Annotated in this window: 19 protein-coding genes; 8 read left to right on the top strand and 11 right to left on the bottom strand. The window is 65.8% G+C overall.

Annotation, left to right across the window (positions count from 1 at the left end):
- Nucleotides 1-21: 21 nt before the first annotated feature.
- From AC3B6C_RS09025 to AC3B6C_RS09005, 5 genes are all read right to left on the bottom strand, one after another.
- Nucleotides 22-1,059: an LLM class flavin-dependent oxidoreductase gene (locus AC3B6C_RS09025; RefSeq protein WP_488375745.1), complete on the bottom strand. Its 1,038-nt coding sequence runs from the start codon at nt 1,057-1,059 to the stop codon at nt 22-24.
- A gap of 50 nt (nt 1,060-1,109) precedes the next feature.
- On the bottom strand, nt 1,110-2,648 hold the full coding sequence (locus tag AC3B6C_RS09020; RefSeq protein WP_488375744.1) for an ABC transporter substrate-binding protein: 1,539 nt from the start codon (nt 2,646-2,648) through the stop codon (nt 1,110-1,112).
- A 58-nt stretch (nt 2,649-2,706) separates the two neighbouring features.
- The gene (locus AC3B6C_RS09015; RefSeq protein ID WP_488375743.1) at nt 2,707-4,092 is read right to left on the bottom strand and encodes an LLM class flavin-dependent oxidoreductase; all 1,386 of its coding nucleotides are present in this window, start codon (nt 4,090-4,092) and stop codon (nt 2,707-2,709) included.
- Nucleotides 4,093-4,239: 147 nt separating this feature from the next.
- Complete coding sequence (locus AC3B6C_RS09010; protein WP_488375742.1) at nt 4,240-5,604, bottom strand: aminotransferase class I/II-fold pyridoxal phosphate-dependent enzyme; 1,365 nt, start codon at nt 5,602-5,604, stop codon at nt 4,240-4,242.
- A gap of 49 nt (nt 5,605-5,653) precedes the next feature.
- Nucleotides 5,654-6,352 carry an alpha/beta hydrolase gene (locus tag AC3B6C_RS09005; RefSeq protein ID WP_014925004.1) on the bottom strand — a complete coding sequence of 233 codons (699 nt, stop codon included), beginning with the start codon at nt 6,350-6,352 and terminating at the stop codon, nt 5,654-5,656.
- Between the two features lie 175 nt (nt 6,353-6,527).
- Here AC3B6C_RS09005 and AC3B6C_RS09000 point away from each other — a divergent pair, with 175 nt between their 5' ends.
- Nucleotides 6,528-7,826 carry an O-acetylhomoserine aminocarboxypropyltransferase/cysteine synthase family protein gene (locus tag AC3B6C_RS09000; protein ID WP_488375740.1) on the top strand — a complete coding sequence of 433 codons (1,299 nt, stop codon included), beginning with the start codon at nt 6,528-6,530 and terminating at the stop codon, nt 7,824-7,826.
- Between the two features lies 1 nt (nt 7,827).
- Nucleotides 7,828-8,895 (top strand): LLM class flavin-dependent oxidoreductase, encoded by a 1,068-nt coding sequence (locus tag AC3B6C_RS08995; RefSeq protein WP_014925002.1) that lies wholly within the window; start codon nt 7,828-7,830, stop codon nt 8,893-8,895.
- 30 nt (nt 8,896-8,925) lie between these two features.
- Here the strand turns inward: AC3B6C_RS08995 and AC3B6C_RS08990 are convergent, their stop codons facing one another.
- The 4 genes from AC3B6C_RS08990 to AC3B6C_RS08975 form a co-directional block, all read right to left on the bottom strand.
- Nucleotides 8,926-9,825: an arginase family protein gene (locus AC3B6C_RS08990; RefSeq protein WP_488375739.1), complete on the bottom strand. Its 900-nt coding sequence runs from the start codon at nt 9,823-9,825 to the stop codon at nt 8,926-8,928.
- A 175-nt stretch (nt 9,826-10,000) separates the two neighbouring features.
- Entirely contained in the window at nt 10,001-12,868 is a 2,868-nt protein-coding gene (locus tag AC3B6C_RS08985; protein WP_488376239.1) for an MMPL/RND family transporter, read from the bottom strand.
- 108 nt (nt 12,869-12,976) lie between these two features.
- Complete coding sequence (locus AC3B6C_RS08980) at nt 12,977-13,420, bottom strand: MmpS family transport accessory protein (RefSeq protein ID WP_488375738.1); 444 nt, start codon at nt 13,418-13,420, stop codon at nt 12,977-12,979.
- Nucleotides 13,421-13,630: 210 nt separating this feature from the next.
- On the bottom strand, nt 13,631-14,377 hold the full coding sequence (locus tag AC3B6C_RS08975; RefSeq protein ID WP_010843208.1) for a glucose 1-dehydrogenase: 747 nt from the start codon (nt 14,375-14,377) through the stop codon (nt 13,631-13,633).
- 178 nt (nt 14,378-14,555) lie between these two features.
- Between AC3B6C_RS08975 and AC3B6C_RS08970 the strand changes: the two genes are divergently transcribed.
- Nucleotides 14,556-15,161 (top strand): acyl-CoA-like ligand-binding transcription factor, encoded by a 606-nt coding sequence (locus AC3B6C_RS08970; RefSeq protein WP_014924997.1) that lies wholly within the window; start codon nt 14,556-14,558, stop codon nt 15,159-15,161.
- A gap of 27 nt (nt 15,162-15,188) precedes the next feature.
- Here AC3B6C_RS08970 and AC3B6C_RS08965 read toward each other — a convergent pair whose 3' ends face one another.
- A complete protein-coding gene (locus AC3B6C_RS08965) occupies nt 15,189-15,506 on the bottom strand; it encodes a hypothetical protein (protein WP_488375737.1) in 318 nt (105 codons plus the stop codon).
- Between the two features lie 855 nt (nt 15,507-16,361).
- On the opposite strand from AC3B6C_RS08965, the gene AC3B6C_RS08960 reads away from it, so the two are divergent.
- Nucleotides 16,362-16,793 (top strand): hypothetical protein, encoded by a 432-nt coding sequence (locus AC3B6C_RS08960; protein WP_488375736.1) that lies wholly within the window; start codon nt 16,362-16,364, stop codon nt 16,791-16,793.
- A gap of 78 nt (nt 16,794-16,871) precedes the next feature.
- Entirely contained in the window at nt 16,872-17,498 is a 627-nt protein-coding gene (locus tag AC3B6C_RS08955; RefSeq protein WP_488375735.1) for a TetR/AcrR family transcriptional regulator, read from the top strand.
- A gap of 26 nt (nt 17,499-17,524) precedes the next feature.
- Here AC3B6C_RS08955 and AC3B6C_RS08950 read toward each other — a convergent pair whose 3' ends face one another.
- A complete protein-coding gene (locus tag AC3B6C_RS08950; protein WP_488375734.1) occupies nt 17,525-18,436 on the bottom strand; it encodes an AurF N-oxygenase family protein in 912 nt (303 codons plus the stop codon).
- Between the two features lie 549 nt (nt 18,437-18,985).
- Between AC3B6C_RS08950 and AC3B6C_RS08945 the strand changes: the two genes are divergently transcribed.
- The 3 genes from AC3B6C_RS08945 (at nt 18,986) to dprE2 (ending at nt 21,512) form a co-directional block, all read left to right on the top strand.
- On the top strand, nt 18,986-19,108 hold the full coding sequence (locus AC3B6C_RS08945) for a hypothetical protein (RefSeq protein WP_269432852.1): 123 nt from the start codon (nt 18,986-18,988) through the stop codon (nt 19,106-19,108).
- A 136-nt stretch (nt 19,109-19,244) separates the two neighbouring features.
- The gene (gene dprE1 / locus AC3B6C_RS08940; protein WP_488375733.1) at nt 19,245-20,669 is read left to right on the top strand and encodes a decaprenylphosphoryl-beta-D-ribose oxidase; all 1,425 of its coding nucleotides are present in this window, start codon (nt 19,245-19,247) and stop codon (nt 20,667-20,669) included.
- An 81-nt stretch (nt 20,670-20,750) separates the two neighbouring features.
- On the top strand, nt 20,751-21,512 hold the full coding sequence (gene dprE2, locus AC3B6C_RS08935; RefSeq protein WP_010843197.1) for a decaprenylphospho-beta-D-erythro-pentofuranosid-2-ulose 2-reductase: 762 nt from the start codon (nt 20,751-20,753) through the stop codon (nt 21,510-21,512).
- The last annotated feature ends 6 nt before the right edge of the window (nt 21,513-21,518 follow it).

Below are 21,518 nucleotides of genomic sequence, written 5' to 3'. Positions count from 1 at the left end.
GCTTCTCCTCGGTGACCGGGTTCAGCCGACCGCGACCGGCGCGGCAGCGTGCGCCAGGCCGGCGTCGGAGTACGGCGCCGCCGGCAGCTGGGGATGAATCGCCTCGGCGATCACCGCCAGACTCTCGCGATAGTGGTGATCGGACAGGCCCAGCGGCACGCTGAAGAGGTAGTCGGTCGCCGCGTTCGCCGCCGAGTCCGCGGCGAGTTCGGCGACGATCTCCTCCGGGGTGCCGTGCAGGATGTAGAAGTCGCGCATGAGGTCTGCGGGCGACGAGCCGGGGGTGGCCCACGGCAGTGCCGTCGGGTAGCGCTCGAGGTAGTCGGCGAACAGGCGTCTCGCGTCCTCCTTGCTCTCCGCAGGAAGAACCGAACGGGACACCCCGATCCGGGGTGCGCGGTCGGACGGAAGCTCATTCACATACGCCTCGACGAGGAGCGCCTGCACCTCGCCGGTGGGTCCGCCCTGCGCAAATCGGTGGAGTTGCAGGCCATCTCCGGATCGCCCGATGTCACGCGCGGTGTCCGGCTTCGACGTCGCCTGCCACAGTCGTTGCGGTAGCTGCCCTGCGGGTGGATAGAAGCCGAAAGCCTGCCCCTCCGAGACGTGTTCGAGGTGGAAAGCGTCCCTCAGCCGCGTGAGCGCGTCGTGATACAGACTCTCGCGCTGCGCCTCGTCCAGGTCGTACACGTTGTACGCGGCGGTGGAGAACCCGCCTCCATTGCCCTTACCGACACCGAGTTCGAGCCGATCCCCACTCAGTGTGTTGACGACCGCGGCCGACTCGGCAAGTCGCAGTGGATGATCGAATGCCAACGGGATGACCGCGGTACCGAGGCGCAGCCGCTGTGTGCGCTGCGACAGAGCGCTGAGCAGGACCAGCGAAGAGGGAAGACCGATGTTGGAGAACCGGCCCTCGGCGACCCAGTACGTCTGGTAACCGAGCGATTCCGCTCTCACCGCGTTCGTGAGCAGCACGTCATAACCCGCGGCGGCGTCCGTCTCGGTGAGCGGCACCTCGAACAGGGCTAGTCCGGGGCGAACAGGAAGGAGAGACATGGGATGTCCTTGTCGGTGATGATCGTGCCGAGCGGTGGTGAGGGTCTCGATCAGCTGTTGGCGCCGACGGTGATTCCGCGCCAGTTCAGGAACCCCTCGCGATTGTCGAAGTCCGACGAGAGGTCCGCCGACGCCGCCCAGGTGATGGCTTGTGCGTAGAGCGGGATGGTGGAGCCCTCCAGGAATCCGGCGACCGATGTCTCCCGTGCCTTGTCCGGGTAGTCGGCAGCGTCGATCGGCGTCGCCCGCAACGCGGCCAGGGCGGACTGGAATGCGCCTGGGGAGTACGGGGAACTGAGATTGAGCACCCCGCCGACGTCATAGTGTTCGGTCAGCGTCTGCGCCTGGGAGTTCCGGCCGACGTACCCGTAGGTGGAGAACGCCTGGCTCTTGGCGAAGTACCCCTTCGACCAGTTCGGGTTCTTGTTGATGCTGACACGCACACCGATCGCGGCGAACTGCGACTGGATCAGCTCGAGCTGGGAATCGGGCACGAAAGGAGCGGAATCGAGCGTGATGTCCAGACCGTCTGGGTAACCGGCTGCGGCGAGGAGGCTCCTGGCCTTCGAAGGGTCATACGGGAACGCACCCTCGAGTTCTTCGGCATACAGCGGGTGTCCCTTGGGGAGTAGCTGATGCGCGACCTGACCTTCTCCCACGGTCACCTTGTCGACGAACTCCTGCGAGTTGACGGCGGCTCGGAATGCCTCGACCACGCGCGGGTCATCGAACGGTTCGAGGTTGCGATTGACACTGAGGAACTGCACCGACCAGTTCTTGGAGATGTCCCGGACGACGTTCAGGCCTGCGTCGCGCGCCCGCTGCACCTGGTTCTGGTCGAGGGTCACGAAGTTGTAGACACCGGTCTGGGCCGACGACACCAGACTCGTGGGATCGTTGCCGAATCTGATCTCCATCCGGTCGATCTTGATGTTGTCGGCGTCCCAATAACCCTGGAACTTCTCCAGGATGATGTGTGACTCGGGAACGAGTTCGACGACCTTGAACGGACCGGCGCCCACGGGATTGCGGGTGTTGAGCGCCTCGACGTCCTTCTCGCTCGCCGCCTTGCTCGTGATGAGTCCGGCGCGAATGCTGAACAGATAGGGGATCTGGTAGTCGACGCTCTTCAAGTTGACGGTGAAGTTCAGATCGTCGTCCACCACAACATCTTTGATGTTCCGGTACGACCCGATGAGCGCGCTGTTCTCCTGGTTGATCGCTCGGTCGATGTAGTACTTGAGCGCATCTGCGTTCACCGGACTGCCGTCGTGGAAGGTCAGTCCCGGGCGGAGGGTGAAGGTCACCGCGGTCCCGTCGGCGTTGTACTTCCAGCTCTCGGCCAGCGCCGGTGCGGGATTGCCGTTCTCGTCCTGGGTGAGCAGCGGCTCGTAGATCGGCGTGAGGTTGATGGTCGCACCTGTCGCGCCGGTGACGACCGGGTCCCAGTCCCCCGGCGGCGGGCCGGACTGGCCCCACTTGACGACGTTGCCGGCGGAGGAACCGCTCGGCGACCCGCAGCCCGCGAGCGCCAGTAAGGAGACGGCAACGAGTGCTACGAGTGCCTTGCGGCGGCGGGTGAGCTTCATCGGATGGCTTTCGTTGGGAGAGGTGTTCGTGGAGTGGGATGTTCGGGGAGTTCGCCGTTCAGACGGGCGCGGGAACGGCGGTGTCGATCGGCGTGGGCACCGCGCCGTTCTCGGACCGTGCACGGGTGTAACGGTTCTCGATGAACGGCAGGCCCAGGTTGCCGCGCAGGGTGTCGTGCTCGTACTCGTTCCGGACCACACCCCGCTCCCGGAGGATCGGCAGGACCTCGCCGACGAAGCGACGGAACTGAGCCGGATGACCGATGTGGATGTTGATGCCGTCCAGAGCACGACCGTCGAACCAACGCTGCAGTTCGTTTGTCACGGTCTCGGCGCTACCGGTGAACGGAGACTTCTTGGGCGCGTTCAGCGTCTCCACGGTCTGCCGCAGGGTGAAGCCGTTCGCCGACGCGAGCTCGGTGATCTTCTTCGCCTGTGTGTAGAAGCTTCGTTCGGCGTCGGCGAGGGCTTCTTGCGGGAAGGGAGCGTCGAGGTCGTACCGGCTGAAGTCGTGCCACCCGAAGGGCCGGCCCAGCTCTCGGAGTGAGCGCTGGAAATCGTTGTCTGCCAGCTGAGTCTCGCGCTCTATCTCCCGGGCTTCATCATCGGTGTCACCTACGGTGATGAACGCCCCGGGGAGGACGACAAGCTCCTCCGGCGACCGCCCGTACGCCGCTGCGCGCGACTTGATGTCGGAGTAGAACGCAACGCCCGCTTCGAAATTCGGTGCGTGCGTGAAGATACCTTCGCCGAACCGAGCACCCAGGTCACGTCCCTGATCGGAGTCTCCGGCCTGGAAGATCACCGGCTGTCCCTGGGCGGATCGGGAGATGTTGAGCGGACCCGTCACCGAGAAGTACTCACCGCGATGGTTGAGCGTGTGCTGCTTCGACGGATCGAGGAAACGCTTCGTGGCCCGGTCGCGGACGAACGCGTCGTCCTCGTACGAATCCCAGAGAGCCTGGACGACCTCGAGGTGTTCGGCGGCGCGGCCGTAGCGCGTGGCGTAGTCGTAGTGCTCGTCCAGCCCATAGTTTCCTGCCGTGCCACCGTCACCACTCGTCACCACATTCCAGCCGGCGCGTCCCCGGCTGATCAGGTCGAGTGATGCGAACCGGCGAGCCACGTTGAAGGGCTGATTGTACGAAGTGGTCAGAGTGCCGACGAGCCCGATGTTGTTGGTGGACACCGCGAGAGCGGAGAGAAGAGTCAGGGGCTCGAGCCGGTTCAGGTAGTGCGGTGGGGAATCGGCGGTGATGAACTGGCTGTCGACGATGAACACCAGATCGAACTTCGCCTCTTCGGCGAGGCGCGCGTATTCGATGTACCAATCGATGTCGACGCTCGCGTCGCCCGGGATCTCCGGGTCGAGCCAGGTGTACGGGTGGCCGGGACCGCCGGTCGGAGTGAGGACTGCGCCCAGCTTCAGCTGCCGTCTCGACATGATCGTGCTCCTTCAAATGGCTACGGGCGCGTGCACCCACAAGGTCTGTTTCACAGGATATTCAGAGAACCGACGGACGCCGAGTATTAAATTCCGCTTGCTCCGAACACATTTCGAATGTTGATCAGATGACCGAACAAAACAGTGTCAATCGAAGAACTCCCGCGACGACTCTGTGATGGCCACCGCCACGAGGTCCGCGAGTTGCCGGATACTCTCGGCGTCGTCGGGTAACTGGGTCGCCGAGATGCGCAGCATGTGGCGGTCGCGGACATCGACGAACGACCGGGATCCGGAACCGACCGAGATCCCCTGCCGGGCAAGAGCAACGAGCCCTGCCGTCTCGTCCTCCACAGGCACCCACACCACCAGACTCCGCGGTCCCGCGAAGGCCTCGATGCCCCGCTCGCGCAGCGCGGCCAGCAGTTGTGCACGCCGGGACGCGTATCGCTCGCGCGCTCGGGCGACGGCTCGCTCGGCGTCCTCACTCGCGATCAGATAGGCCAGCGTGTTCTGCAAGATCCTGCTGTTGGACCCTACGCCGTGACTGCGCTTCTTCATCGCGGCGTCGATCAGGTGCCGCGAACCTCCGAGCACCGAGGTTCGGACGTCGATGCCATAAGCCTTGCAGTAGCTCCGAATTCGGACGACCCGGTCCGGGAACACGCCACCGAGAGACGGGAGCGGTTCTGATTCCAGCGGCCCGATCGAATCGTCCTCGATGATCCAGACAGCAGGATGACGCTCCAGGACCCGCGCGAGCTCGCCGGCCCGCTCATCTGTGACGACGTGGTCGACGCCGAACGGGGCACCTGGCTGGAACACGAAGGCGGATGCTCCCGCCCGAAGTGCGGCGTCGAGTTCGTCCGCACGAGGCCCGTGCGCGTCGGTACCGATGCCGATTGCGTTCAGGCCCAGGTCACGGATCGTGTCCAGCACTCCCGGTCCGAGTGGTTCGTCCACGGCGATGGTGGATCCGGCGGGCGCCGCGGCCTCGATCGCGAGTAACAGCGCCTCGGTGCCGCCGCCGGCGGTGGCCCAGGCCTGCGGCTCGAAGGGCCAGGTCGGCGACGCCGCGGCTCGCAGACGTTCGGTCATGATCTCGCGGCCGAATACATTCAGGGTCTCGGCGCCGAGACTCGCGACCAGCGCGTCGGACAAGGACGGCTGCAGTGCCAGGTCCGGGGCATTCTGAGCGAGGTCGACGCCGCGCCACTCGCGAAGTCCCCGCTCGGGAACGCTGTCCTCCGGAGGGAGTACCACGGTGCCACCACGACGCCGGGTCTGAACGATCCCCTGTTCCTGGAGTTTCCCCCACGCCTGCAAGATCGAACCGACGCTGAGGTCACTGACCTTCGCCAACGTACGGACGGTCGGCAGTCTGGACCCCGGGGGGAGTTCGCCCGAGTGAACGAGATCAGCGACCGCATCCGCCAATTCACCACGGCGGTCGGCCACCCGCGCCAACAGCCATGACGGGTCGACGATCTCCGAGTCGGTGACTACCGTCACTCCACTTCTCCCCTCACCGCTGTCCGCGGACTCGGTCCTGACTTCGCGACTACGAGGCGAGGGTCCGGACGGGCTCACGACGGAGCAGGTCCTGGCCTCCGGGTTCGCGCAATCGCTCGAGGAACTGGACGATCTCCGCGGCGACGCTGCGGTGGGTCACGTCGTTGAGGATGTCGTGGCGACCACCGCGGACCAGCGTGAGACGTACGTCGGGCAGCGCGGTCGAGGCCGCGAGCACCGGGTCGACCGGGCTCACCGTGTCGGCGTCGCCGTGCACGAGCAGCACCGGGGACGTCACGCGCGCGAGCGACTCGGGGGTCGCGACGGACGTCGCCTCCTGCAGCGCCCCTCGGTCTATCGCATCGGGTTTCCCCAGTACGCCACGATGGACCGGACACGCGGACCGCGCGTCGAGCTCCGCGTCCCACTCGCTCGGGAGGGCCGGCGGACCGTCGACGAGTAGCCCTGCCAGGACGATCCCGGTGACAGCCGGATACTCGGGCGCGATGTCGAGCGCAGTCACCGCGCCACTGTCTGATCCGACGACGACCAGGGGGCCCGGGATCTGCGAAGACGAGAGCGCGCGGGCCACGGACTCACGGGCATTCTCCACGACCGTGACGCGGTACCCATCGAAAGCGATCCGCCGCGCGAACCGCCCATACACGTCGGCGTGCTCACCACGTCCGGCGATGACCACCACCGAACCTCGTGCGTTGGCGTCGGGTTCCAGCCACTCGGTACTCACGGTGTGTCCCTCGTTCCGGTCGATCTCGGACTGCTGATGACGCAACCCTGACCGATGCGGGGGCGAGCGAACAACAATATGGATCACGCCGAGCAGAACTGGTGTGTTCGTCGAACATTCAGTGTTTTGTTTCGAACAATCCCCACAGCGACGTAGAGAAGGATCGAGCACACTCATGCCCCAGTCCCCAGGGTTCGCGACCCGCCAGGTTCGCTCGGGATACACGCCGGGTACCGCACAGAACACGGTGATCCCGCCGATCTACCAGTCGGTCGCCTACGACTTCGGTGACTTCGCCCAGGCACGCGACATCTTCTCGCTGCGTCGGACGGGAAACCTGTACAGCCGCACCGGCAACCCGACCCAAACGGTCTTCGAACAGCGCATCGCCGATCTCGACGGAGGGGTTGCGGCGCTGGCGACCGCGTCCGGGCAGTCGGCGGTGGCGGTGGCCCTGCTCACGCTCGCCAAGACGGGTGAGCACATCGTCGCCGCGCGTCAGTTGTACGGCGGCACCGTCGATCTCCTCACCGACACCTTCGCGGACTTCGGCATCGAGGTGACCCTCGTCGACCAGGACGACCTCGACGGGTGGCGCGACGCCGCCCGGCCGGAGACCCGAGCCTTCTTCGCCGAGACCATCGGCAACCCGGTGGCTTCGGTGCTGGACGTCGACGCCGTGGCGCGGATCGCCCATGAGGTCGGGGTGCCGTTCGTGGTCGACAACACCATCGCTACTCCATATCTTCTTCGCCCCAAAGAGTTCGGCGCCGACATCGCCGTGTATTCGGCGACCAAGTTCATCGGGGGCCACGGGACCTCACTCGGGGGAGTGGTGGTCGACCTCGGGACTTTCGACTTCGGGGCGGAACCGCAGCGGTGGCCGCAGTTCACCGAACCCTATCCGCGGATCGGTGACCTCGTTCTGTGGGACACGTTCGGACGCGACCGCAGCGCACTCCTCGTCTACGCGAAGACGAAACTCGTCCACGACCTCGGACCCGCCCTCTCGCCGTTCAACTCCTTCCAGCTCCTGCAGGGTGTAGAGACGCTGGACCTCCGCCTCGAGAGGCAGGTGTCGACGGCACTGACCGTCGCGCGGTTCCTCGATTCACACCCCGCGGTCACTCAGGTCCACCACCCGGGCCTTGCCGGCAACCCGTGGCACGCTGCTGCGCAACGTTATCTGCCCCGAGGCGCCGGGTCGGTGTTCTCCTTCGACCTCGTCGGCGACGAGCGCGAAGTGGAGAAGTTCATCAATTCGCTGCAGGTGTTCTCGATCGTCGCGAACATCGGCGACGTCCGCTCGCTGGTGGTGCACCCGGCCACCACCACCCACAGCCACTTCGACGACGAGCGCCTGGCGTCGGCCGGGTTCAGCAGAAGCACGATTCGACTGTCGATAGGGCTGGAGAGTCCCGACAACCTGGTCGACGATCTGCGCTCATCTCTCGACACGATCACGAAGGACTGACATGCATTTCGGTTACTGGACTCCGATCTATGGCGGCTTCCTGCGCAACGTCGGCGACGAGGCCATGCCCGCCACGTGGGACTACGTGAAGCGACTGTCACAGCTCGCGGATCGTCTCGGCTATCACACGACGCTCGTCCCCGAGCTGTATCTCAACGACCGGAAGGGTATTCACGCGCCCAGCCTCGAAGCGTGGTCGTTGTCGTCGGCGATCCTCGCCGTCACCGAGCGCCTTCGGGTGATGACGGCGGTGCGGGCCGGATTCCACCTCCCGGCCGTCACCGCGAAGGAGTCCGCGACCATCACCGACATCGCAGGTGGTGCATCGTCGGATCCGGCACGCTTCGCCCTCAACGTCGTCGCGGCGTGGTGGGAGGAGGAGGCCAAGCAGTATGGTGGCGCTTTCACCCGGCATGACGAGCGTTACCGGCAGGCACAAGAGTTCGTCGACATCCTGCGTGGACTGTGGAATCACACTCCGTTCTCCTATGCGGGTGAACACTTCTCGGTCCACGACTCGATCCTGTCGCCGAAACCCGTCGCCCAGCCGCCGATCTTCGCCGGCGGGGAGAGCGAGGGCGGCCGCGAGTCGATTGCGACGTTCGCGGATTCCTATGTGCTACACGGCGGTACCGTCGACGAGGTCCGCGCCAAGATCGCCGACATGAACGACCGATCGCAGCGAATCCACCAGCGCGACATGGCCGAGTTCGGGATGTCGGCCTATGTGATCGTTCGCGACACCGAGGCGGAGGCACGGGCCGAACTCGACCGCATCACCACCATCGATCCTCGGTCACCGGGATACGCGTCATTCGAAGAGTTCGCGCGCAACTCCGAGCTCGACGTCGAGCTCACCAAGCGCGAGTACTCGGTCGGAACCCGCGGCCTCCGCCCGGAACTGGTGGGCACCCCCGAGGTGGTGGCCGAGAAGATCCGCGCCTACCAGGACGCCGGCCTCACACTCCTGCTGATCCAGTGTTCACCCGCCCACGACGAACTCGAACGCATTGCGCAGCAGGTGTTTCCCCTCGTCCCTGAGGTCAGGACCGAGGTGGTCTCGGTCTGATCGGCTGACGTTCTCGTGCGCCGGGGCTGCCTAGGTGAAGGTCAGTGCCGACACGAGCGCCGCAACGAGCCGGGGTACCGCGGTGTGATCCGCTGACGCGTGCGCGGGGTCCAGCTGCCCGATCGACATCCCCAGACAATCAGGGTCTCGCAGGAGCGTGACCAGGGCCTGTTCGAGGACCGCAATCGTCGGTCCACTGTTCCGTCCGTTCACGTTCTCGGCGATCGGCGCGTCCAGGAAATCGAGCACGTCGACGTCGAGGTGCACCACGAACGGTCCGGGGGCGAGCATGCTTCGCGCGCCGCGGGCCGCGTCTTCAGGGTCGTCGCAGAGCCTCGTCTGATCGACGATCGCAAGTCCCAGCGCAGTGGCCTGTTCGCGTTCCCACTCGGTTGTCTCCCGAGTCACATCCACCCCGAGATAGGCCAGGTCCGACGGGTGCAGTATCGGCGTGCGATTCGTGAGGCCGACCAATTCGGGCGCAGCCCCCTCGAGGGCCAACGCGTGCGCCATACCCATCCAGCTCAGCGAACCCTCCGCTGTCGAGCGTGGCGTATTGAGATCGAGATGCCGGTCCACGTAGACGATGCGGGGGCGCTCCCCGCACAATGCCATCGCGGCGCACATCCCGACCGCAACCGTGCAGCTTCCGCCGAGCACGAGCAGACGCTGCCCGGCTGCGAGCAGGTCGGCCGCAGCTGCGGAGAGCTCGATCAGTGCATCCGTCTCGTCGCTCAGGTTCTGCGCGAACGGACTCTCGCGGTCGGGAAACCACAACCGGGTTGTCAGATCCCCCGCATCGACGACCTCCGCGCCGGTGGCCGCCAACTGCTCGACGAGACCAGCATCTCGCAACGCAGCGGGCGCTCGCTCTACGCCCACACAGTAGGCACCAGCACTGCTCGGCGCGCCCAACACCGTGATCTTCACTGACCCTCCTCGGTCCTGTCGTCAGGCCTGTGCCCACCGCGTGCCCGTCGACGGGGACAGTGAAACCCGTCGCTGCACGCCGAGTCACGCGTCCAACGACGTTTCCGTCACCGGGCCTGTCGACCGATCCCGTGTTCGCTGACGTAGGCCGTCATCTCTGCGAAGGCGCACTTCGTCAGACCCGTTGCGCGACTGGAGGAATCCCTTCCGCGACGCTTTCGTTCCCAATCGAGCGTCGCGGGGCCAGCGACACGAACGGCGTCGGCCACCAGAACCACCGGCCGGACAGCCGCGCGATCGCCGGCATGACCAGGGTTCGGACGATGAGCGTGTCGATGAGGAGTCCGATGGCGACGGTCGTGCCGATCTGCGCGACGTTGTGCGCGTAGCTGGCGAGCATCGCCAGCATCGTGATCCCGAACGTCAGACCTGCTTGCGTGACAACACTTCCCGTTCCGACCATGGCACGTATCAGTCCGGTGCCACCGCCGGCGCCGTACTCTTCTCGAAAGCGGCTGACCAGCAACATGTTGTAGTCGGCACCCACGGCCACCAGGAAGGTGAACGCGATGGGCGCGACCGACCAGTGCAGCGGATTGCCGATGAGTCCCTGCCACAGGAACACCGACACCCCCATCGCGGACAGGTAGGAGAGCCCGACGGTTCCGATCACCGCGAGTGCGGCCACGAGGCTGCGCAGCAGGAACAGGACCACGCAGAACACGAATGCGAAGGCGGCGACGACGATCGCGATGAAGTCCTCGTGGGCGAACGACTCGATGTTGAGGAGCGTGCCGCCCGGTCCGCCGATGCTGACCGTGGCTCCGGCCAGCGACGTGTTCTTGATCGCCGCCAACGAGGTGGGTATCACCTCCGCGCTGACGTCCATCGCGTCGCGGCTGAAGCCCTCGCGCTGCGGGGTGACGATCATCCGTGTCGCCTTGCCGTCGTCGGAGAAGTAGTACGGGATGCCGCTCTGGAAGAGCGGGCTCTCCAATGCCTGGCTGGGCAGGAAGAATCCACCGGCGGCGGGACTGCCCGCCGAGTACGCGTCGCTCACCTCGTCGAGGAAGTCGGTGATCTCGCCGACCTGCGGGAGCAGTGCACCCAGGGTGGTCCGCAGCGGGCCGATGAGTTCACGGAGCTGCGTGACCGTGGCGCGCAGAATGGGGATCTGCCGCGCGGCGGTGGGCAGCGCTGCGCTCAGCGAACGGGTGCCGCCGGCGAGGTCGCGGACGGAATCTCTCAGGGCGGGAACGTCATCGAGGACCGAGAGACCGGTCAGCGCGGTGCGGCAGGCGGCGACATCCTGGCACTGCGGGATCGAGTTCACGATCCCGCGCACCGGGGCGATCCCGGCCGTCAGGTCGTCGACCTTCGCCAGCGTCGACTCGCTCGTCCGCTGCAATTGCGTGGTGGCGTCGGACAACGCCCCCGCACCGGCCGCCCCTTGCCGCAGCGCCGCGTCGACTCCGTCGATGGCGGTGTCGAGATCGTCGATCGTCGCACCGATCGCGTCGAGGTCGGTGATGCGATCCCGCAGAAGCGACGTCATCTGGCCGAACCTGTTGCCGACGTACCCCGCCTGGGAGGTGAGGGTGCCTTGATCGAGGGTCTGGCCGAGCGGGCGGGTGATCCCCTGGACCGCGCTCACACCGTCGATCGAGGCGACGGCATCGGTCAGCTGCGCGAGGGCGATCAGATCCGCCGAATTGCGCATGTCGTGGTCGGATTCGACGATCAGGACGCTCGGCGCCATGATGTTCGGCGGCAGATGCCGATCTGCGGCAGCGAATCCCACGTTCGCGGGCGAATCCGCCGGCTGGGCGCGGCGTTCGTTGTAGCTCGGCGCGTAGATCGAGAGCGGGATGATCATCACCGCGAGAACGGCGAGTGCGGCCGCGAGGACCGGGCCCGGCCAGCGCGCAACGGTGGTGCCGATCCGACGCCACCGTCGCGGTGACGCCGACTCCCGTGGCTCCACGAAACCCAGTCGCGTGGCCACCGCCAGAACCGCGGGTCCCAGGGTCAGCGCCGCTGCGAGCGTGATGAGAATGGCTATGGTGCACGGCAATCCCGACGTGCTGAACATGGCAAGGCGCGTCGCGACCAGGCAGGCCATCGCACCGGCGACCGTCAGCGCCGACGCCACGACGATGTGCTGGACCCCCGCCAGCGCGTCGTAGTACGCGTCTTCACGGTCGCGTCCCTTGCGTCTCGCTTCCTGATACCGGCCGACGAGGAAGATCCCGTAGTTGGTGCCGGCGCCGAGGACGATCACCGCCGACAGCGCCGCGGCGAAGATCGAGACCTTGATGACCTCGTTCTCGGCCAAGAACGAAATGGTGGCGCGGGCCACGGCCAGCGCCAGTCCCACCCCGAGCAGCGGGACCAAGGCGGTGACGACGGATCGGTAGACCAGCAGCAACACGGCGCCGACCAGCAACGCGCACACCGAGACCAGCAGGATGATGGAGTCGTTGATCGCGACCATCTCGTCGTTGACCACCGCGGACGGCCCGGTGATGTGTACGTCGATTCCGACTGGAGGCGTTGTCGCGGCGATGGTGTCGCGTGCGGACTGGGTCGACTCCATGGCCAGCGCGGTGCCCATGTTTCCGGCGAGGTTCACCAGGACGTAGGCGACGTGGCCGTCAGCACTCTGGGCCGCCGGAGCGAGGTCCGGGTTCGACCAGAGGTCCATCGCGGAGTTGACGTGTTCGGTGTCAGCGGTGAGCGTCGTCAGCAACTCGTTGTAGTACGTGCGAGCTTCCGGCCCCAAGGGGTCGTCGCCCTCCATCAGGACGTAGACGAAGTTGTTGCTGCCCCCGCCGCCGAAGTACTCCCCCATCTTGACCAGCGCCTGCACCGACGACGCCTCGTCCGGCAGGAACGACTGCGCGTGTTCGGTGACCGTTGACTCCAGTTGAGGCACAACGATGTTGAGACCGCCCGCGACGACGAGCCAGACGACGATGACCGGTAGGGAACAGGCGTACAGGAAACGGGCGAGGCGCGGACGTCCCGGACCGTGGTCACGCATCACGTCGAACCGAGCGGGACGCCTCACCTCTGCGGCGAGCCCCTTCCGCAGTTCGGTGATCCGCTCGCGCGTCGTGGCCATCTGTCGCTCCCCCGTCGTCCCGCGCACCTAGGCCACCGGGACCAGACAGTTGGCGACCGTGCTGCCATCGGCGCCCGAACCGTCCTGACGTACGCGCTCGAATCCGTTGACCCGCACCGCACATGACACCTCGCCGCGACCAGAGGACTGGGTCAGGACGCCGGCAGACGTCGTCAGTTCCCGCGTCCGGAGCACCACACGCCACGGAACCGTCACCTTGTCCTCGACGACGCGGCCCCCGGGCTCGATGTAGGACACCCGCGCGGACGACCCCTCCGGCCCGGTCACCACGTACTCGATCGACTTGTCCCGCACGACGCCGGCCTGCGGCGCGGGCGGCGAATGCCCGATCGCCCGGTCGGGGATCACGCTCAACCGCAGTTTGCCCACGTAGAACGCCGACACCGCCATCACCGCGACGACCACCAGAACAATCCACCACGCGACACCGCGCCCACCGGACTTCATCATCGGACCCCCATCGACATCAGGCGTCGAGTGCGTCGACCTGCTGGTTTCCAGGTCGACGCACCACTCAGCCTGCCAGTGGCAGGGACTCTATATGTGACATCGATCATTGGCAAGGTCTGGCGAGATCGGGCGCCCATGCAGGGGCCTCGAAACCAGCGGCGGCGCCGAACCCTCTCGAGAGAGCCGGCGCCGCGTCACAGATCGAACAGGTCAGGAGGCAGTCAATCCGCCGTCGATGACATGCTCCATGCCGCTGATGTACGAGGAGTCGTCAGAAGCGAGAAACAACACTAGGCTGGAGACCTCGTCGGGTTCGGCCATTCGACGAATGGGAACGGTAGCAGCGATACCGCCGCCTTCGGCGTCGGTGGCAGCCTCCATCATCGGCGTCTTGATGTATCCCGGATGCACCGAGTTGACGCGGATCTGTTCCGGCCCGAACTGGACGGCAACCTGCTTCGTCATGCCACGGGAGGCGAACTTGCTGCCCACGTAGCCGATGTTGGGCGCGCCGACGATCGAGACCATGCCGGCAGTGGAAGAGATGTTGACGATGGCACCGCCGCCCGCCTTGCGCATCGACGGGATCACGGTCTTCATGCCCCACACCTGCGAATGCTGATTCACAGCAATGACTTTCAGATACTCATCCGGGTCGATCTCGACGACGTCCTCGATGGGCCCCAAGATGCCCGCATTGTTCACCAGGATGTCCACCGGACCGAACGTGTCCTCCGCCTCGGCGACGACCGCGCGCCACTCGTCGAGCGAGGTGACGTCATGCTTGATGAAGTGCGCGCCGTCACCGAGTTCAGCCGCGAGCTTGCGGCCACCGTCATCGTTGATGTCGGTGAAAACGACCTTGGCACCCTCGGCAACGAACCGCCGTACATGAGCGGCCCCCATGCCCTGTGCAGCCCCGGTGATGATGGCGACCTTGCCATCCAACTTTCCCATTTCCAACACTCCTTCATCGCTCGGATGCATCGCGGACGCGATGCCGGGTCCCGCGTTGCAACGACCTGGGTGACATCTCGAGTGGTCGGTCGACGCAAGTAGTGGTACCGAGTACCACAATACGCCGGAGCCCAGCGCCGGAGCGAAGAATCGAGCGGTGACCGCATAAGTTGGAGCAATGGAGACCCGAAGACGCCCACCGGGACGCCCACCGGCGGCGTCGAAAGAAGATGTGGAGCAAGCAGCGGTCGCATTGATGATCGACCGTGGCTACGAGAACGTCAGCGTCGAGGACATCGCCGCTGCTGCAGGCATCGGGCGTACGACATTCTTCCGCTACTTCGGGTCGAAATCGGGGGTGATCTGGCTCGAGTTCGACGCGACGATCGAGCGACTGGCCGATGTCCTGGAAGCGTCGGCAGACGCGGACGACGTGCTCGGCTCCGTCCGTACCGCTGTCCTCGAATCGACGCGCCTTGCCGTTTTCAGCAGCGACGTGTGGTTGGAGCGCTTTCAGCTGTTGGACACCACTCCGGATCTCCACGCGGGCGCGCAGGCACGTTGGGAGCAATGGAGGTTGCCGATCGAGTCGTTTGTGGCGAACCGGGCCGGCGACCATGTGGACCACTACGTTCCGATGGTGGTTGCCGCCGCATGTCATGCCGTGTTCGTTGCGGAGCTCCGTCACTGGCGAAACCGGGACAGCGAGCGCATCGACCTCCTGACACGTTTGGATGCACACCTCGGGAACGTGCTCAGCCATCTAGACGGTTTGTTCGGCTGACCAGACCAGGGTGCACTGCCGTATCGCTCAATCCCCCTCGATCTTCTGCGAATTCGCCCACCGACGTCCGGGGTCGCCACCCCAGGCATCCCAGGCGACGCGTCCGGCCGTCGGGAAGCCGTCCTCGCCGTTCTTGAACCCGGTGGTGTCCCGGTCCACCTCATGGCGGGAGAAGTAGTTGCGCATCTTGCGGATCTGGTCGTCGTCGACATCCTTGCCCTCGGCCAGCTGGTGAGCCCGATGGCGGCCGGTGTCGGTGAACCCCTTGCCCGCCTTGCCGTCGTCGATCCACCGGACCGCGCGCTGGGCTGCTTCCTGGACATCCTTCGGTGGCTGGTGGCTCATCTGCGGCGCTCCTGTCGTGGGGTCTTGTCCGCCGCGTGCCCAGCAGAGCACCCGCCGAAACCCGGCATACATTGCAGCACCCCATGACTCCGGAACGGGTCGGCGCCTCCTGCCGCTACTATCTCGTTTTCTTCGAATCGTGCGAGGACCCGCTGGTCGCAATTGTTCATGAACCAACATCCAGCGCGGTGTATTCGTTTCAGACGAACGCCCAGCGTTCTGATGATCGTGGGCAGCGCCGTTCTCGCCGGAGGTGACGCCCGGCTGCGAACCCGACTGGGCTCGGCGACGAGGCCGACGTGAGTGCAGTAGTCGCGGTTGAGGTACCGCACGGGACCCACGCTTGCCTCTGAACCAGACTTCGGCCAGCCTGCTCGTGCATATGATTGCCGATTCGCCTGTCCGCCATAGGTGGAGGTTCAGCAGATTAGATAACTCCCCTAACTAAGAAATACTCCGTAAAATACCATTTCGCACGGTGTTCCCACAGCAGGTCACAATGTTTTCATACGTTCGGAATAGTTGATTCAAGTTCTCGCCTGCTTGACTCATAATTGTTAGCGGAACAAGAATGATCGATTTCCTGAATACCAACGCCGATCAAAGGATCGCTAAATGCGAGCAACTACCGCCCGAGCATTGACGGCACGAGATGACGAATTGTGGGACCGCTACGCCCTGGCGGCGGAAACCATCATCCGACACCATCAAGTTCTCGAGTTGCCAGCGTGGTGGGACAACTGGATCGACCCTGACGTAGTGGCGCGCCCCGTCATACCGCGCATTCCACCGCCGCCGGTTCCCATACCGTGGCCACGGCCTTGGCCTGGTCCACCCCCCTGGCCGAGGGGACCGGTGCCGGATCCGTGGATCACTGGGCCGACGCCCCAGCCATGGTTCGACGGCCTGGTGGCGCTGGAGGGCGCCACCATCGTCGGAAAGCTGCTGGACGCGGTCTCCGTCGCCTCGGCGACGGGCGGCGACGACTCCGGACTGGAACGAACTGTTGAACGTTGGGTCTCGCAGATCAGAGAGGCAGATTTCGACGGGGATGGAGACGGCACCGGCAAGCTCCCGGTGCGAATCGTTCTACCGCCCTGGTGGCGCCGATGGCGTCCGCCGGTCCCGAGGCCGAACGAGATCCTGGTAGATCCGGCGCTCATCTTGACCGTTGCCGCGGTCACCGTGCTCGAAGCTGACGTCGACTCCGAGCTACCGAGCAACGACGAGGCGGTGGCCCGCCTTCTCGACGCAGCTCAGCATGTCGTTCGGGAGCATTCCCGCTGACAGCGAGATGACGTAGTCCGAGCGCCACCGAAGTCAGCTCCGCGAAATCGGCCGGCGACGTAGGCCATAATCGCGAGCATGCAGAAGCCGGCTTGCCCGATCCGACGCCGGACCACACCCGAGGTCCGGGAGGCGCTGCTCGTCGCGGCCGTCGCCGAACTCGACGAGGCGGGTCCGGAGAAGGCGAGCCTGCGCGCCATCGCCCGCCGGGTGGGGATCACCCATCAGTCGGTTGCTCACCACTTCGCAGATCGTCGGGCACTGTTCACCGCGGTCGCGGTACGCGGATTCGACAGCCTCCATGCGGAACACACCCGCGCTCTCGGGGGACTGTCCGACGATGCGCCACTGGGCGAGGCTGTTGCCACGCTCGGGCAGGTCTATGTCCGGTTCGCGCGTGACAACCGCGCCACGGCCGCGCTGATGATGGGGTCCCGCCTGGTGGACAACAAGGCCGCTGAGCTGGTCGCGGCCCGGGCGCGGGCGTGGGAACTGCACACGAGCACGGTTTCCGACGCCGCAGACGACGGATGGGGCGGCGGAGTGCCGGGGAACCTCATCGCCATCGCGACCTTCGCCATGGCGCACGGCCTGGCCTCGCTGGAGACCGACTTCGCCGACCAGCTGCCCGACGGCACCGGAATCGAGGACCTGCTCTCACTGGTCAATGCCGCGATCATCACTCCCCCGCAACAGGATTCCTGAGCGACGGGCCCACCGACGCCGAGCCGTCAGAGCATGTGGACCTTGCGATAGATCCGCGCAGCGGGCCGGGTGAGCAGACCGACGTCGTCGAGAAAGCCCATCAGATGTGCACAACCAGAACGCACCATCGACTGGAAATGGTGGTTGCGGCGCATCTCGCCGACGGCGCGACGATGGTCCAATCCGGCGTCGGCATAGGCCTGCGGGCGGACGAGACTCACGAGGATGTACGACACCGCCATCGCGGTGATCACCGAACTGAGCTGCCGCCGAATCCAACTCGCCTCACGCATGGAGTGCCGGACCTCCTCGCGGGCGAACCGCATGTGCCGCGACTCTTCGAGAACATGGATCTCGTTGACGGTGCGCACGAGCGGCAGCACCCGGTCGTCGCGCATGCACCCGCGTTGCAACACGTCCAGGACCTCCTCGGCGGCAAGGATTCCGGCGTAAGCGATCTCACCGCCGGCCACCCGCATGAACAGCTTGCCGAAACGACCCAGACGTGGGTGCGGCGTGTAACTGGTACCCGTCAGCTTGTGTGAGGTCTTCGCGAACATGATCGAGTGCCGGCATTCATCGGCGACCTCGGTCAGGGCGAACTGGAACTCCGGGCGGTGATAGTCACCGAGGTACTGGTCGCGGATCACCATTTCCTGCAGCATCATCTCGAACCAGATACCGATGCTCATGATCGACGCGGTCTCGTGGCGGGTGAGGCGAATCCGCTGCTGCTCGGTCATCTCTTCCCAGTACGCGGTTCCATAGAGCGTCGACCATTCCGGACTGCAGCCGTACTTCTCCGGATCGAGCGGCCCGTCCCAGTCGATCTCGGTCATCGCGTTACGCGACAGCCGCGCCGCGGACGCCAGGAGGCGCGCAGCGACCTCATCGACCCCATCATCGGGGCGGGTCACATCGTTGAGTGCTGCTTCCATTCGGACTCCTCGTCGTACGCCGGGATTCAACCCTGTGATGCATGCCACCACGGATAGTGCCATCAGTCAATGGTTCGTTCGACGATGGCATGGACCCCGGCGGCCGAACCGACGACCGCTCTGACACCTGGACACCGCGAGCAACCCCGCACCGACCTCTGCGACCGTCCTCCGCACCCCATCTCCGAGTGCTGGACTGGCGCACCATGTCTCGGCAGAACAACCAGCCGGCAACAGGTGGCGAACCGCCCGCCGGCGGTGCTATCCATGAATCAGTCGCATTGTGCACACGCAGACACACCTCTCACCGAAAGGAGCTCCCCGTGCCCACTGCAGACGAGACGATCATCTGGCCCGACCCGAGCCCGCTCCAAAAGTGGTGGACACAGGTGATGACGGCATCCGACATCGCGCGCGCACGCCCCCCGGCCGGGCAATCGACCAGGCCCCTCGCCGGCCGAGCTCGAGTTCACCGAGCCGCTCCGGCCTCGTGAGATCACACCCAGCACCACGCACCCCGCCCGACACGAACTCGTCCACGCCCGAGACATGACCCAGCACTCCACCGTCCCTCATCCGCCGCAACCAACACCCGGCCGCGACCTCTGGTGGGCCGTGACCTACGTCATCGCGATGGCCGCGATCGTCGTGGCCCTGACGACGTGGGCATGACGCAAGACGGCGACGTCACCCTCGTCAGGGGACCACCGGTCGAACGGATCCACCGGGCCGCTGCGGCCACGGAGCGGCAGCTCGGCTCGGGACGGACGGTCCGTGCAGGTCGGTCACCCAGGTACCCTCTTTAGCGATGTCTACTGAAGAGTTGCTGCCGATCACGACCCGCAAGCTGGTGGGCTGGTCTCGCACCACCCCGATCGAGGGTCACGTCCTGTCCACGCCGTACCCCGAGGTCATCGCCGAGGCGGTCGCCCGGGTGGCCGACGACAACGCGGACAAGCCGGATTACCTCAAACGCGGCGTCATCGCCCGCGGGCTCGGACGCTCCTACAACGAGTCGGGCCAGAACAGCGGCGGACTCACGATCGACATGACCCCGCTGACCAGGATCTATGCGATCGACGACGAGTCGGCCACGGTCGACGTCGACGCCGGCGTATCGCTGGACACGCTCATGCAGGCAGCACTCCCGCACGGCCTGTGGGTCCCGGTGCTCCCGGGCACCCGGCAGGTGACGGTGGGCGGCGCGATCGCGCACGACATCCACGGCAAGAACCACCACAGCCAGGGCAGCTTCGGCAACCACGTCCTCGAGATGCAGCTCCTCGTCGCGGACGGCCGGATCCTCACCCTCACGCCGGGCGGGTCGGCCGATGACCCGGCCGGCGAGCTCTTCTGGGCGACCATCGGCGGCATCGGACTGACCGGCATCGTGCTGCGCGCGAAGATCCAGATGAAGCGCACCGAGAGCGCGTACTTCATCGCCGACACCGCCCGCACCGGCTCCCTGCAGGAAACCCTCGACCTGCACCTCCAGGACGGCTTCGAGGACGGGTACGAGTACGCCTCGGGCTGGTTCGACACGATCAGCGGACCGCCGAAGCTCGGCCGCGGCACCTTCTCGCGAGGCAACCTCGCCCGTGTCGACGAGCTGCCGGAGAAGTACCGGGACAACCCGCTGTCGTTCAACAACAAGCCGCTGGTCCGGTTCCCGGACATCTTCCCGCGCGGGCTCGCGAACAAGCTCTCGTTCTCCGCGGTCGGCGAGGCCTACTACCGGATCGGACCGCCCAGCGAGGGCAAGGTCAAGAATCTCGCGCAGTTCTACCACATGCTCGACGTGTTCGGTGACTGGAACAACGCCTATGGACGCGGGGGCGGCTTCTGCCAGTACCAGTTCATCGTGCCCACCGGTAACGAGGGCGAGTTCACCGCACTCATCGAGCACATCCAGGCGTCCGGCCACGTCAGCTTCCTCAACGTCATCAAACTCTTCGGCGAGGGCAACCGGGCACCGCTGAGCTTCCCGTTCAAGGGCTGGAACGTCTGCCTCGACTTCCCCGTCAAGGCCGGTCTCGCCGAGTTCCTCAACGACCTCGACCGCCGCGTCATGGCGATGGGCGGTCGCCTCTACACCGCCAAGGACTCGCGTACGTCGGCCGAGAGCTTCCACGCCATGTACCCGGAGATCGACGACTGGATCGCGACCCGTCGCCGCATCGACCCCAACCGGGTGTTCATGTCGGACATGGGCCGGCGACTCGAACTCGCCTGAGCGGCGGACATTCTCGACGCACCCAGTTTCCGACGCGCTCATGCGCAACCGACCTGTACGTCACCGAAAGCGAGTACACACATGATCAACGCCGTGGGCGTCCCACAGTCCATCCTGGTCCTGGGAGGCAGCTCCGAGATCGGGCTCGCCATCACCGCCGAATACCTCAGCAAGGGCCCGGCGCGGGTCATCCTCGCCACCCTTCCGGGTGACCCCACCGCCGCTGCCGCCGTCCAGAAGGCCAAGGACGCCGGCGCCACCGAGGTCACCCAGATCGACTTCGACGCCCGTGCCACCGACACCCACCGGGCGGTCATCGACAAGGCGTTCGCCGACGGTGACGTCGACGTCGCGATCGTCGCGTTCGGCATCCAGGGCGACGACGAACAGGCCTGGCAGGACCACGGCCTCGCCGTCGCCGAAGCCGAGATCAACTACACCGCCGCGGTTTCCGTCGGTGTGCTGCTCGGCGAGAAGATGAAGGCCCAGGGTCACGGTCAGATCATCGCGATGAGTTCGGTCGCCGGTGAGCGTGTCCGTCGCAGCAACTTCGTCTACGGGTCCACCAAGGCCGGACTCGACGGGTTCTACCTCGGACTCGGAGAAGCACTGCGCCCCTTCGGCGCTCGAGTCCTCGTCATCCGTCCGGGTCAGGTGCGCACCCGGTTGTCGGCGCACGTCAAGGAAGCGCCACTCACGGTCGACAAGGAGGATGTGGGTCGCCTGGCGGTGGCCGCGGCCACCAAGGGCAAGGAGATCGTCTGGGTGCCGGGACCGTTCCGCTACATCATGATGGTGCTCCGCCACATCCCGCGGCCGATCTTCCGCAAGCTGCCGATCTGATCGCTG

Source organism: Gordonia sp. 11cp (assembly GCF_057767225.1).
This window is presented reverse-complemented; position numbering and strand designations above follow the sequence as displayed.